This window comes from Candidatus Nitrosopumilus sp. bin_7KS (genome assembly GCF_054095835.1).
The window spans coordinates 37,642-52,029 of record NZ_JBSWSO010000002.1; the positions used below are offsets into that span (position 1 = coordinate 37,642).

The following is a 14,388-nucleotide window of genomic DNA, read 5'->3' on the forward strand; positions in this document are numbered from 1 at the left end:
CTAGATTTTCTCCTTGATTAACAATCTTGGTGCAACGTTAAGACTTTGCATTTCTTGTAGTAATAGTTTGAATGCATATGCTACAGATACCGAAGATACTTTTGCTTTATCTCCACATACTCTGCAAACATATTTTCTTTGTTTAACATCATGATAAGCAACTAGACCACATCTTTCACATACAAAGATATCAGATTTATCAGACTCGTCAAGCAATCTATCTTTAAGAATCATTGAAGCACCATAAGCAATTAAACAATCTCTCTCCATTTCACCAAATCTCAATCCACCACCTCGTGCTCTTCCTTCAGTTGGTTGTTTAGTTAACATCTGAACTTGTCCACGAGCTCTTGCATGGATTTTATCTGCAACCATGTGGTGTAATTTTTGATAATATACAACTCCAATAAAGACCTCTACTGGGAATGCTTTTCCAGTTCTTCCATCATACATTGTTTCTTTACCAGAATATTCAAAACCATGTGCATCCATTACTTCTTTAACTTCAGGCATTTTCTCGCCAACAAATGCAGAACCATCAAATCTTTTTCCACGTAATGCGGCTGCTTTACCACAAATAGATTCCATCATCATTCCAACGGTCATTCTTGAAGGGAATGCATGTGGGTTAATCAAAACATCTGGAGACATTCCACTTGCAGTATATGGCAAATCTTCTGCTTTAGCTAAAATTCCAAGTACACCTTTTTGTCCATGTCTTGATGCAAATTTATCACCAATTTCAGGAATTCTCATGTCTCTTGCTCTAATTTTATACATTTTTCCTCCTTCATTTGATTGAGTCATAACTACAGTGTCAATTACTCCAGTTTCAGATGGTCTTACACCAATTGAAGTATCTCGTCTGTATGGACCAGAAGATTCGAATTCTCTATACTCTTCCATGAATCTTGGTGGGCTAGTTTTTCCAATCAAAATATCTCCACCTTTAACTGGAGATTCTGATGCAACTACACCATCATCTTCAAGTAATCTGTATGCACGTTCTCCCTTGTATCCTCTAATGTTATCTTCAGCATTTGGAATTTCAAAGCTATCACGCATTCCACCAGGATATTGTTTTGCTTCAGCATCATAAATTCTAAAGAAGAAAGTTCTACCAAGACCTCTGTCAACTGATGATTGACTCAATACGATAGCGTCTTCAATATTGTAACCGTCAAATGGCAATACTGCAACAACACAATTTTGTCCTGCTGGTCTATCTTCTAATCCTAAAAGTTTCATTGCTTTTGTATTGACAATTGGGACTTGAGGATATAGCATAAAGTGTTGTCTAACGTATGTACTGGTATTCATCATAGGTGTTGAAAATCCTAAACTCTGTTTTGCCATTGCAGATTCGTATGTATTTCTTGGAGATTGGTTATGTTCAGGATATGGAATAATAGAAGCTCCTGCACCTAGAATTGATGGTGGGAAAACTTCCAAGTGAGTATGTTTCTTAGCATCCTTTTCATCTAAAGTAACATAGCAATTTTCTTCTTCATTTGCATCAATCATTTCCAAGACACCCATTCGTAAAAGATCAGTCCAAGAAAGTAATTTCTTTGAAATTTTATCCAATAATTCTGTAGTTAGTAGTGGTTTGTTATCTTTGATAATAATTAATGGACGAAGAACTCGACCGGCATTGCAATTTACATACAGTCTTTTTGTTGATCCTTCAATTTCAGATTTGTGGAATGATACTCCAACGTGTGGATGAATCTTTGAGTTTCTTCTTAGTTCTCTAAGTGATTCGGCTAGTTCTCCACCATCTTTGTAATATCCAATTAATTTACCATCTACGAATATTCTAGCTCCATCTTTCTTCAAATCTTCTTTTGCATCAAAGAAATGAACTGTACCTAAATCATAGAGTTTTTCTATAATTTCCTCATTTGGTACGTTTACTGAAATGATTCCAGATAATGCCAAGTTTTTAACCAAACCACAGTTTGATCCTTCAGGAGTTTCACTAGGACAGATTCTTCCAAAGTGAGTTGCATGCAAATCTCTTGCTTCGAAGTTTGGTTGAGTTCTACTTAGGGGTGATTGAATTCTTCTAAGATGACTGATTGTTGAAAGATAATTTGTTCTATCAAGTAATTGAGTAACACCAACACGACCTCGTCCCCAGTTTCCAGTTGCAATTGCATTGTTTAATTTGTCAGTAATAATTCCCGGACGTATTGCTGCAGCAACTGCATTAATTCCACGTTTTTGACCAGAGCGTTCAAGTTGATATTTCATGTCTCTAACCAAATTTCTAAATGCAGTTCTGAATAGATCTGCTAACATTTGTCCTGCAAACTTGATTACTTTATTTCCATAATGATCTTTATCATCAGGAGTAATCCAACCAAGTTTTAATTCTAATAATTTACAAGCTGCTTCACCTAAGAACTGAGCTTTTTCTTTTCTGTTTTCTGGATGTTTACCCAAGTGTGGTAAGAGTCCCCAATCAAGTAATGTTTCAGCACGTTTAATCTGGAATTCCTCTAACATTCCAGGTGCAATTCTTTTACTAATATAGACAATGGCATCTTTTGATGTTGGAACATCTCCTGCCTTTTCAAAAGAGCCTTCTAATTCATCTTGAATATCATCAACTAGTGAAACTACAGATGCAATTTCTCTATCAGATTCTAATCCAAGTGCTCGCATTAATGTGACAACTGGAATATCAACAGGAGAACCAGGAATTCGGGCTACAATCAAACCATCATTTTTCATGACAAGTTCTAGTTTTGCACGATAACCAACAATTGAGGAATATACTTTAGCTTTGAAAACAATATTGCCACCAACAGTTTCTCTATCAACAATTATTTTGTTATAGGAAAGATCCTCTAATCCAACAATTACACGTTCTGAACCATTGATGATAAAGTAACCACCCGGATCTTGTGGATCTTCGCCATGTTCAATTAATTTTTGAGAAGAGAAATTATGTAAAATGCATGCATTTGATTTTGCCATTACTGGTACGTCTCCAATATGAACAAATCTAGATTCTAATATTTTTCCATCTTCTACAACACTTGCCTCCATCATGACGGGTGCAGAATAAGAAACATTTCTCAATCTTGCTTCAGCTGGAGTAATGTGAGTGATTGAACCATCAAGTTCCATCATTCTTGGTTGTTGAAGTTTTACTTTTCCTAATTGAATTTTGTAAGGGTACTCTGCATTTTCAATATCAATTTGTCCAACTTCATTTATGATACTTTGAAGTCCTCGTTCTAAAAATTCATCAAATGAGTTTAGATGTTGACGTGCAATACCTTCACGTTTTAAGATGTCTTGAATTACTGGCCATCTTTTAGTTGAAGGATCTGCCATTTAGATTTCCACCACATATCGATAATAGAGACTTTCACCTGCAGTTGGACTTTTTCTTGTAATTTTTATCATGTCCCCTGGTTTTACACCAAGTCCCAAAATTGCAGGATCGTTTACAAAGATTAATGGTAATTCAGTTGGTTTACAATTGTATTTTTTTAAAACTTCTTCAGCTTCTTGTTTTGTAATGATCTCATGTTTTGGAACATAAACATGATCAGGTACTAGTACTTGATTTTTCTTAGCTGCCATTTAGAATACCTCCAAATCGAACATTAAATGTAACAGTAATCAAAACACACAAACTGTCAAAAATTCACGCTCGGGTTAATATATATGTAATTTGAAACTAGACCGTAAACTGTCTTTTTTCTATTTTGTCAATAAATTTTATCACAACCTTAAATAGTCCAAATCTGGGCGTAAAATTGATGAAAGCTCATCTATCGGTGTTTGCCATATCTGCAATCTTGATTGCAAGTATTGGTGTAGCACCAGCATTTGGACAAATACAAAGCTCGATTACTGTTACTACAGATATGTCATCATATTCAGAAGGTGATACAATTCTAGTAACAGGAACAGTAAAAGATCTGTATGGCGTTCCAGTGAGTGTAATAGTTAAAGCTCCTAATGGGAACTTGGTATCAATAGCACAAGTAACAGTTAGTCCTGATAAAACATTCAGTACTGAAGTTACTGCAGGTGGCTCATTGATGAAAGCAACTGGTACATACACAGTTACAGTTCAATATGGAACAGAGAATCGAACAGCAACAGCATCATTTGAATTTAGTGGATCTACAATTCCACCAAAAACCCCTTCCAACGTTACTGACAAAACAGTATCAATTGAAGGTTCAAGTGATTTAATAGGATATGAAATTACAGGTGGAAAACTACTAAGTATTTTACCTGATGTGGATGCAAATTCACTCATAGTTTCTATTTCAGCTACAAGCGATGGTTCATTGACTCTTACAATTCCTAGATCGATATTAGATGCAACAATGGGTGGTGAAGATGATGACTTTTTCGTCTTAATTGATGGAGAAGAAGTAGACTTTGATGAAACAACATCATCAACAAATAGAATACTTACAATAGCATTCCCAGTTGGAGCAGAAGAGATCGAAATAATCGGTACATTTGTAGTCCCAGAATTTGGTACAATAGCAGCTATGATTCTAGCAGTAGCAATTATCTCAATAATTGCAGTTTCTGCAAAATCAAGACTTAGTATTATACCAAGATACTAAATCTCATCTTTTTTCTATTTTTAGGAATTTATCTGATCGGTGCCGATTAGATGATAAAATTCTATTTTTAAATATACATAAATAGCAATAATGCTGGATGAAAATAAGATGAATGTAAAACGTTCTACAACATCAATGGCAATAGCCCTTCTGGCACTGTCATTAGTTTCAATGACCTCTATTCAGCAAGATGCTTTTGCTCAAACTCTTGGAATGTCCATTACAGCTACAGCCGATAAAGGCTCAGATACAATTACTCTAACAGGTAAAACAGTTTCAAAGCTTAATGACGTTACATTTACTGTAACATCTCCAAGCGGAAGCAATGTGGTCGCAATTGACCAAGTATCTCCAGACGCTGAAGGAATTTTTGCAAAAACATTCAAAGTCGGACCAACATGGACTGAGAATGGATTTTACAAGATTAAAGCAATGCAAGGTGCAGGAGCAAATTCATTGTATACTTTGAATGTGTTTGTTGAAGTAAAAGACGGTATGACTCAAAGAACTTCTGAAACTCAATCCAATTTAGAGACAGGAATTTTCTCACCAAATACAACAAATGTTTCAAAAGATGCAGGAATTATGCTTGATGCAATAATTGTCGAAAATGGTTCTACAATGTTTGAAGTTACTGGAAAAACAGACAGAGTTAGTCAAGATATCACTCTGAAAGTAATTGCACCAAATGGAAATGTGGTAAAAGTAGCTCAAATAACACCAATGCTCAATGGGGAATTTGCTACTAAGGTTACAGTAGGAGGACCACTATGGAAACAAGATGGACTTTACACTGTAATGGTAAAACAATTCGATGATCCAAAATATTCTGCTTCAGCACAAGTGGATATCATGGATGGAGTTGTAGTCCCAGAATTTGGTACAATAGCAGCAATGATTCTAGCAGTAGCAATTATCTCAATAATTGCAGTTTCTGCAAAATCAAGACTCAGCATTGTTCCAAGATACTAAGTTCACAACTTTTTTTCTATTTTTAAGTATACATAAATAGAGACGGGTGTAAATCGCAATAAGATGAACAACCGAACGTCGTTCGCGCTACTAGCCTTTATGACTGCAGTCGGTACTTTAACTATGTCATCAGTATATGCTGCTGAAGAAATTTCAGAAGCATGTGTAGGATGTTCTATGGAAGATGCTAAAGAAACAGCAAAAAGAATGCTGCAAAAATCCCTTCCAGTATCTGTTTGGACAGACAAAGCAGATTATGGACATAATGACATGATTATAGTAACAGGCCAAGTAGCAAATGTAGCCTCTGGATATCCAGTTACAGTAACTGTTGTTAGTCCCTTGAACTCTATTGTTACAATTGATCAAGTCAGTGTAACAGAAGATGGAACGTTTGAGACGACACTAAATACAGCAGGTGCTATGTGGAAATACGATGGTACCTACACCATTAAAGTAAACTATGGTAGTACTGAAAAAAGTAACAGTGCTAAAGTTGAACTAACTGGTGGAGATGAATATACACCAAATTACAACACACCAACCGAAACAAAACAATGTGGCGGTAACGAATTATCTGCAAATGGTCAATGTATACCATTTACAATTTCAGGTGGAATGGTAACTGGTGCAAGTCTCAATACTAATGACAACTCAATTGTCATTATGATCAACGCTGAAAATGACGGAACACTAACAATAACCCCAACAAAAACAACCATTGACGGTATCTTCATGGTACTAGTTGATGGACAAGAATGGGATGATGTTGAAATTGTTGCAAACAAAGTAACAGTCAAGTTCCTAGCAGGCGCTGAGAAAATTGAAATTATCGGTACCTATGTGATTCCAGAATTTGGTACAATAGCAGCTATGATTCTAGCAGTAGCAATTATCTCAATAATTGCAGTTTCTGCAAAATCAAGACTCAGCATTGTTCCAAGATACTAAAAGTTACACAACTTTTTTCATTTTTTCATTTTTTAATAGTAAAGGAAATATACAAACGAGTACTCAAAAGTTTGTGAGTTTGAAAATATTTTATGGTCTCATATTATTATTGATAATTTCTACGGGAACAGCATTTGCTCAAGAATCTCTAATTTCAGTTCAAACAGATGATAATCACTATGATGAAGGGGATACCATAGTAATTTCAGGAACTGTTACTACTATAGTAGGTAGTACACCAGCAACATTGCAACTCTTTTCAGATGGAAATCTAGTAGATATTGCACAAATTACAATAGCACAAGATGGAAGTTATTCTCATACAGTTATTGCAGAAGGTCCATTGTGGAAAAAAAGTGGAGAATATACAGTTAGAGCCTCATACGGAGAAGGAAACATTGCAGAATCTGAATTTACCTATTCACCCAAATCAGAAAGAATTTCAACTTCAACAAATTATGAAGTAGATGCTGGAAGTCATGGAACATTTGATGTAGAATATACCATTAATGGAGGTACTATCAAAAATATTATAGTAGATTCAAACATCTTTGCAATAATAGTTCAAATTGATGCTTTTGATGAAGGATCAATTACGTTAGATTTGCCTAGAGAATTCATAGGGGCTGAAAAACAAGATGGTAAAGACGACACATTTATTATTTTAATAGATGGAATAGAAGTCGAGTATCAAGAATCAGTAGTACTTGCAGATTCTAGAGTAATTACTATTAATTTTGAACAAGGTGACTCAGATATTGAAATAATTGGAACTTATGTGATTCCAGAATTTGGAAGTATTGTTATGATAATATTGATCGTTGGAATAATAACCACCATCCTAATTTCAAGAAATAGATTAGTAATTAGAATTTAATTTTTAGACGAAAAAGAATATTTTTCTTTAAAGGGTGAAACCGATCTTAGTTCTTCAACAATTTTTTTAAGCGAATTTACAGTTTCTTCAATTTCTTTTTCATTATTAAAAATCCCAAGAGTCAATCTCAAAGAACCAGTAATCTGTTCATGAGAAAACCCCATTGCCTGTAAAACATGTGAGGCCCTTTGAGTATTTACAGAACATGCAGAACCCGTAGATGCAGCAATTCCATATTCATCTAGTTTGATAATTAGATCCTCACCATTGACACCAAGAAATGTAAAATGAGCATTGTTGGGCAATCTAGATTTAGAATCTCCATTCAAAGTAACTTCAGGAATTTCATCTAAGACTCTATCAATTAAAAGATCACGAAGTTTTGTGACATAGGCTAGATTTTCAGATAAATTATTTTTAGCAATTTCACATGCTTTACCAAATCCCACAATATTTGCCACATTTTCAGTACCTGAACGTAATCCACGTTCTTGACCACCTCCTAAAATCACAGGATCAATATGGATGCCGTTTTTGATGTATAATGCACCTATACCCTTGGGACCATGAAGTTTATGGGAAGAAATAGAGAGTAAATCTATACCTAATTCTTTAACATCAATAGGGATCTTACCAATGGCCTGAACTGCATCAGTATGGAAAGGAATTTTTTTTTCATGACAAATTTGAGATATTTCTGAAATTTTTTGAACAGTGCCAACTTCATTGTTTCCAAACATTATTGAAACAAGACAAGTATTATCAGAGATATTGTTTTTGAGTTCAGTTGGATCGATCATTCCAAATTTATCAACAGCTAAATACTTAATTTCTAATCCATTTTGAGATAATTTTTTACAAGGTTCTAAAATTGCATCATGTTCGATTGAAGAAGTAACCATGTTACTGGACATATTTTTCATAGATATTCCACTCAATACAGTATTGTTTGATTCTGTACCACCAGAAGTAAGTAAAATTTCTGAAGGTTCTGCATTAATCAATAATGCAATTTGCTTTCTAGCTTTTTCAATTGCTTTACGAGATATCCTACCATATCTATGGATGGATGAGGCATTGCCATATTGTTCTTTAAGAAAAGGTAGCATTGAAGTTAAAACATCTTCATGGATTTGAGTAGATGCCGCATTATCGAGATATATCAATCTGCAATCACATTGATTTTTCCAGGTTTATAGCCTTCCGGATCAACTTCAACAGAAGTAAAACCAATCATCTGTAATTTTTCAGTGATTTGTTTCAAAATTACTTTATCAAATTTAGATAACATATGTTTCTCAACTTCAATTTTTGCCAAACCATCAATATCTCGAACTCTAACTTGTTTTACTTGTGTAAGTTGTTTTACTATATTTTCACCGTATTCAATTCTAGTTAATTTCTCAGCAGTCACTCTCTGACCCCATGGAATTCGTGAAGCTAAACATGAATTTGATGGCTTGTCAAATACGGACAATCCAACTAATTTAGCAGATTCGCGGATTTGAGATTTTGAAAAATTAGTTTCTACTAGTGGGCTTCTAATTCCATTTTTTTTTAATGCCTCAATTCCAGGTCTATAATCTCCTAAATCATCAAGATTGGTCCCATCTACAATTATCTCCACATCATGATCTTTTGCCAATTTGATCAAATGGTCACCTAATTCCATTCTGCAGTGAAAACACCTATCAGAGTCATTTTTTGCGAAATCTTCATTCTCAAGTTCATTATAATCCAAAAGTAGTTGCTTTATGCCAATTTCAGTACACACCTGTTTAGCAGTACCAAGTTCTTCAGCAGACAAAGTCTTGTAATCAGCAGTTACTGCAATAGCAGAAGATCCAAGTTTTTGAAATGCAGCATATGCAACAAGTGCGCTATCAACTCCACCTGAAAGTGCAATCATCACTTTATTTTTACCCTCAAACCAATTTACAAGATCATCAAGTTTTGTCATTAATTAATCTCCAATTTTTCAATTTCTTTTCTCAATAAAACATCTGTTTCTTTAATTGATTTATCAACAATATTAGAAATTTTTTTCAGGTCATCGAATTCTATTTTGAAATCAGTTTTGCCTTTAAATGATGATTTTTTATAATGAACTTTAAATGATTGGCCATTCAGATTAATTGAAACATCATGTTTTGTTCTAGGAACAATGAATCTGGTAGAATCTGAAATTCTAATTCCCAAAGTTCCAGTTTCTAAAACTAGTAAATCAATTATTTCATCAACAGTGTCATTAGTACAAATTACAGATACAAGATTTGTTGGTCTACCTTTCTTTGTAATTCCATGATAAATTGAGACGTCTTTTGCTCCTTTTTCCATAATTTTTTCAATTAAATTTCCTAAAATTTCACCAGATATATCATCAACATTAGTTTCAAGTATTTTTACAGAATCCATTTCAAAATTAGTCCCTGTTCCCCTTACAATTTTTAAAACATTTGAGAAAGTCTCAAAATCTTTTTGTCCTGCTCCATAACCAATAGATTCCAACTTTAGTTGAGGATAGAATTTTACAGATTCATTTGCTAAATTTACCAAAATACAGGCTCCAGTAGGGGTTGTAAGCTCTTCATTTGAATTATTCCCTTTAATTTCAAGATTTGAATTTTTAAAGATCTCAAGAATAGCACTTGCCGGATTTGACATTGTACCATGTGAAAATGTCACAGAACCACCTCCAACAGCAATAGGTAAACAAACAATTTTTTCATCAAACAATCCCAAGTCATCTAATGCAATGGTAATTCCTACAATATCCACCAAAGTGTCTATACTGGATGCCTCGTGAAAATGAACTGATTCTTTAGGAACATCATGTATTTTAGATTCTGAAGAAATTAGTGTGTCAATGCATGATTCTGCAAAAGATGTTGCTTTTTGAGACAAGTTAATTTCTTGAGCAGATTTAGAAATTGCATTTTTTATTTCAGAGCCTTTTCTTTCATGAACATCCTCATTAATTTCTAAAACTAAACGAATAGAACCAACCCCATGTTTTTGGGTTTTTTCAAAATCAATTTTTTTTATAAAAGAATTAGAAAAGAATTTTTCAGATTTTCTAATTCCTGAAATGATCTTATTTTTATCAGCACCAAGATCTACTAAAGAGCAAAGAAGCATATCTCCAGATATACCAGCAATTTGAGGATCAATAACAAGAACCATGATTAAAAATTATTAAAAATGCTTATAAATTCGACTAATATTTCACGAATTTCACTAGATTTAATTATTCAAAATCAAGACCAATTTTCATGATTACTATAATCGGTTCAGGTAAAGTAGGCGGAGATGCAGCATTATTTTCAGCTTTAAAACGATTAGATGATCAAATTTTATTACTTGATGTTGCAGAAGGACTTCCTCAAGGGGAAGCAATGGATATCAATCATATGCTATCTGAACAAGGAATCGATGTAGAAGTAAAAGGATCAAACAATTTTGAAGATATGAAGGGATCAAATGTAGTTGTAGTAGTTGCAGGTTCTGGAAGAAAACCGGGAATGACAAGAATGGATTTGTTGAAAATTAATGCATCAATTGTAAAAAGCGTTGTAGAAAATGTAAAAAAATATGCAGATGATTCCATGATAATTCCAGTAACTAATCCATTAGACCCTATGGCATACATCACTTACAAAGTTTCAGGATTTGATAGAAGTAGAGTATTTGGTATGGGTGGAATGTTAGATTTATCAAGATTTAGACAATTTATTCACGAGGCAACTGGACATTCACGAGATTCCATTAGAGCATTAGTAATTGGCGAACACGGAGAAAACATGTTACCATTACCAAGATTTTCATCAGTATCAGGAATTCCTTTGTCATCTTTTCTTCCAAAAGAAAAATTAGATGAATTAGTTCTAAATACAAAACAAGTTGCAGCAAAAGTTATTGAATTAAAAGGCGCTACAGTTCACGCTCCAGGTAATGCAATTTCTGCAATTGTTGAGGCAGTAGTAAGAGACAGAAAACAAGTCATTCCAGTTGCAACTTATCTTGATGGAGAATACGGTCATTCAGATGTTACAATTGGGGTTCCCGCAATCATAGGAAAGAAAGGTGTAGAGAAAATTATCGAATTGGACCTAAATGATGAAGAAAAACAAGTCTTTGACAAGGCAGTTGAAAGCGTAAAGAGCGCCATTTCAGGTATTGAAATCTAAGCATTTTTTTAGAATAACAAATAAAATTCATCAATGGAAATTCATGAAATTTTACAATCATTAGAGAAAGGGAAAATATCAGTAAATAATGCAAAAAAGCTTTTGTCACTTTATTCAATTGAAGAGGTCGAAGGTTTTGCCAAAATTGACATTAACAGAAGGAACAGAAGAGGAATTCCAGAAGTAATTTTTGCAGAAACTAAAGAATTAGATGAAATTAAAAAAATTGTTAAAAAAACAATAGAGAAAACAAACTCAGTAATAATCTCAAGAATTAAAAAAGAAGATTATGCAAAAACGCTATCTTTTTCTAAGAAATTAAAAGTGGAAATTAAAACTGGAAAAAATTCATCGTCATTGTTATTGTTTAAAAAACCAATTAAATTTCATGGAGGAAAAGTTGGAATAATGACTGCAGGTACATCAGATATTGGGGTTGCAGAAGAATCTAGATTAATGTGTGAAGCAATGAATTGTAAGTGTATTACAAGTTACGATGTGGGAGTGGCTGGGATTCAAAGAGTTTTTCCAATTTTGAAAAAAATGATAAATGAAGATGTAGATTGCATCATAGTTGCAGCAGGAATGGAGGGGGCCTTGGCCACACTTGTTTCTACGTTAGTAGATATTCCAATTATAGGAATTCCAACATCTGCAGGATATGGGTATGGAGGAAAAGGGATAGCAGCACTTGCATCAATGCTCCAAAGTTGTTCTCTTGGATTATCAGTTGTAAATATCGATAATGGGATAGCAGCAGGGGGGATAGCTGCCAATATTGCAAATAGAGCTATCAGAAAAAATCATTCTAGTTAGAATTTTAGACTACCATCTCGTAAATGATATATAAGATACCTAAAAGAAGTTGGGTAATTGGCTGGCAAACGTGTTGTACTTACTGCTGATCGTAGTTTAATGACAAATTATAGAGGAAATTTTCTTTATGGATTTATTGCATGTGGACCATATGAGGTTCTACCAGAATGGGTTTTTGATAAAGTATTTTGTCCTTCAGTTGAAACAGACCCAATAACAGGAGAGGTAAAAGTTGCCCAAGTTGGATTAAGAAGAATTGAGAGTTCATTGATTCAAGGCGGATACAAAAGAGAAGATGTATTCATGGCACACCCAGAAATGCTAAGTAAATCAATTGGTCCAGATACCAAAGTTGTTGGAATTAACGTAATGGATCCATTAGGAATGGCACCAGTTACTACCACCATGTCTCCAGAAAAATTATCCTATGTTGCAATGAAATTTAAAAAAATGTGTGCAAGTATTATTCAATTAAAAAAGAAATATGATTTCAAAGTTGTAGTAGGAGGCAACGGGGCATGGGAATTAGCAAAGTCAGATAGAATGAAAATACATGGAATTGATACCGTTGTTGTTGGAGAAGCAGATGAGTTAGCAGTAGACTTGTTCCAAGACTTGGAAAAAAATGATGCCCCAGAACTAATGCATTGTTTTGTAAGAAATCTTGAAAACATCCCAGTTATTGAAGGTCCAACAATCAATTCATTGATTGAAGCAATGAGAGGTTGCGGAAGAGGGTGTGACTTTTGTGATGTTAATAAAAGATCAAAGAAAGATCTCCCATTAGAGAGATTACAACATGAAGCTAAAACTAACTTAGATTACGGATTTGATTCTATTTGGTTGCATTCTGATGAAATGTTACTATATGGATGTGATAATAGAGACTTTGTTCCAAACAGAGATGCAATTGTTGATTTATGGAAAGGACTCAAAGGATTAGGTGCAAACTTTATCGGAACCACACATATGACATTTTCAGCAGTTGCAGCAGATCCTATATTGATGCAGCAAATTTCCCATGTTAATGAACAAGATAAAACAGGCAGATGGCTTGCAACTAATCTTGGAATTGAAACAGTATCACCAGCAATGGTAAAAAAACACCTCGGTGTTAAAACAAAACCATTTGCTCCTGAGGAATGGGGAAGTGTTGTAAGAGAAGGAGCTAAAATTTTAAATGAAAACCATTGGTTCCCAGCTGCCACAATCATAATTGGCTGGCCTGATGAAACTCCAGACGATGTTCAATATACCATAGATATGATGAGTGACTTTAGAGAAATGAATTTTAGAGGATTAGTAGCACCATTACTTTACCAAGACTTTAGTGAAAAGAATTCAATGCACTTTGGAAATCTGAATGAAGCTCAATTTACATTATTTTGGAAATGTTGGGAGAATAACTTACGAGTCATCAATGATATTATTCCAATTATCCTTAGAAACAAAACGTACGGTCCACCAATGAAGGTATTCATGTACGGAATTCTCAAAGCAGGAACATGGGCAATTATGAGATATTTGCGAGGATTATGTAAAGATCTTTTCAACGGACGAACTCCAGATCAAATTATCGACAAATATGCAAGAAGTAGATCCGTATCTGCTCCTAAAATTCAGACAAAAAAACTATAGATTTTCAATAGCAATATCAGCTATAGTATTTCTTATTGGTGTTAATGAAATAAAGTAAACTTTGTCCGCTCGTTCTACGGCTTCAACTTTTTTAAATGACTTTGACGCTACATCAAATTCATAAATTCCAGGTTCAAGTGAACCCTTTGCATAAAGCATAAGATATGTTTCTCCAGTGGCAGGACTTAATGGGATAAAAGACATCACATGTCCTTTGTAAGAATTAATTGGTAAGGTGTTTTTCATTGGCGGTGCAGCTGATGCCATATACATTAGAAAATCTTCAATGGATTCAAATTCCTCATACTCTATATGCATGAAATATCAAATGAGGTTTAAG

Annotated in this window: 13 protein-coding genes; 7 read left to right on the plus strand and 6 right to left on the minus strand. The window is 34.1% G+C overall.

Translation table 11 applies throughout. From position 1 onward, the window contains the following. Both ACW9W4_RS00570 and ACW9W4_RS00575 read right to left on the minus strand, forming a co-directional pair. Positions 1 to 3,348 carry a DNA-directed RNA polymerase subunit B gene (locus ACW9W4_RS00570; RefSeq protein WP_457760606.1) on the minus strand — a complete coding sequence of 1,116 codons (3,348 nt, stop codon included), beginning with the start codon at positions 3,346 to 3,348 and terminating at the stop codon, positions 1 to 3. Next, a complete protein-coding gene (locus tag ACW9W4_RS00575; protein ID WP_179363066.1) occupies positions 3,349 to 3,600 on the minus strand; it encodes a DNA-directed RNA polymerase subunit H in 252 nt (83 codons plus the stop codon). It abuts the gene before it with no gap. Between the two features lie 179 nt (positions 3,601 to 3,779). Here ACW9W4_RS00575 and ACW9W4_RS00580 point away from each other — a divergent pair, with 179 nt between their 5' ends. The 4 genes from ACW9W4_RS00580 (at position 3,780) to ACW9W4_RS00595 (ending at position 7,407) form a co-directional block, all read left to right on the plus strand. After that, entirely contained in the window at positions 3,780 to 4,607 is an 828-nt protein-coding gene (locus ACW9W4_RS00580) for a PEFG-CTERM sorting domain-containing protein (protein ID WP_457760607.1), read from the plus strand. 108 nt (positions 4,608 to 4,715) lie between these two features. After that, positions 4,716 to 5,579: a PEFG-CTERM sorting domain-containing protein gene (locus tag ACW9W4_RS00585; protein WP_457760608.1), complete on the plus strand. Its 864-nt coding sequence runs from the start codon at positions 4,716 to 4,718 to the stop codon at positions 5,577 to 5,579. A gap of 123 nt (positions 5,580 to 5,702) precedes the next feature. Then, complete coding sequence (locus ACW9W4_RS00590; RefSeq protein WP_457760609.1) at positions 5,703 to 6,530, plus strand: PEFG-CTERM sorting domain-containing protein; 828 nt, start codon at positions 5,703 to 5,705, stop codon at positions 6,528 to 6,530. 100 nt (positions 6,531 to 6,630) lie between these two features. Further along, positions 6,631 to 7,407 carry a PEFG-CTERM sorting domain-containing protein gene (locus ACW9W4_RS00595; protein ID WP_457760967.1) on the plus strand — a complete coding sequence of 259 codons (777 nt, stop codon included), beginning with the start codon at positions 6,631 to 6,633 and terminating at the stop codon, positions 7,405 to 7,407. Here the strand turns inward: ACW9W4_RS00595 and ACW9W4_RS00600 are convergent. Genes ACW9W4_RS00600 through larC form a run of 3 tightly spaced genes read right to left on the minus strand, consistent with a single transcriptional unit; the run spans position 7,404 to position 10,590 of the window. After that, positions 7,404 to 8,573, minus strand: a complete 1,170-nt coding sequence (locus tag ACW9W4_RS00600) for a cysteine desulfurase family protein (protein ID WP_457760610.1) — start codon at positions 8,571 to 8,573, stop codon at positions 7,404 to 7,406. The two genes, ACW9W4_RS00595 and ACW9W4_RS00600, sit on opposite strands and share 4 nt — an antisense overlap. After that, positions 8,570 to 9,367 (minus strand): ATP-dependent sacrificial sulfur transferase LarE, encoded by a 798-nt coding sequence (gene larE, locus ACW9W4_RS00605; RefSeq protein ID WP_457760611.1) that lies wholly within the window; start codon positions 9,365 to 9,367, stop codon positions 8,570 to 8,572. Before larE ends, ACW9W4_RS00600 begins: the two co-directional genes overlap by 4 nt. Beyond that, complete coding sequence (larC, locus tag ACW9W4_RS00610) at positions 9,367 to 10,590, minus strand: nickel pincer cofactor biosynthesis protein LarC (RefSeq protein WP_457760612.1); 1,224 nt, start codon at positions 10,588 to 10,590, stop codon at positions 9,367 to 9,369. Before larC ends, larE begins: the two co-directional genes overlap by 1 nt. Before the next feature lie 89 nt (positions 10,591 to 10,679). Between larC and ACW9W4_RS00615 the strand changes: the two genes are divergently transcribed. Genes ACW9W4_RS00615 through ACW9W4_RS00625 form a run of 3 tightly spaced genes read left to right on the plus strand, consistent with a single transcriptional unit; the run spans position 10,680 to position 14,048 of the window. Further along, positions 10,680 to 11,594, plus strand: coding sequence for a malate dehydrogenase (locus ACW9W4_RS00615; RefSeq protein ID WP_457760613.1), 915 nt, complete (start codon positions 10,680 to 10,682; stop codon positions 11,592 to 11,594). 33 nt (positions 11,595 to 11,627) lie between these two features. After that, complete coding sequence (gene larB, locus ACW9W4_RS00620) at positions 11,628 to 12,410, plus strand: nickel pincer cofactor biosynthesis protein LarB (protein ID WP_457760614.1); 783 nt, start codon at positions 11,628 to 11,630, stop codon at positions 12,408 to 12,410. Positions 12,411 to 12,467: 57 nt separating this feature from the next. Next, the gene (locus tag ACW9W4_RS00625) at positions 12,468 to 14,048 is read left to right on the plus strand and encodes a B12-binding domain-containing radical SAM protein (RefSeq protein WP_457760615.1); all 1,581 of its coding nucleotides are present in this window, start codon (positions 12,468 to 12,470) and stop codon (positions 14,046 to 14,048) included. On the opposite strand, the gene ACW9W4_RS00630 is transcribed toward ACW9W4_RS00625, so the two are convergent. Next, a complete protein-coding gene (locus ACW9W4_RS00630; RefSeq protein WP_457760616.1) occupies positions 14,043 to 14,366 on the minus strand; it encodes a hypothetical protein in 324 nt (107 codons plus the stop codon). The two genes, ACW9W4_RS00625 and ACW9W4_RS00630, sit on opposite strands and share 6 nt — an antisense overlap. Positions 14,367 to 14,388 lie beyond the last annotated feature (22 nt).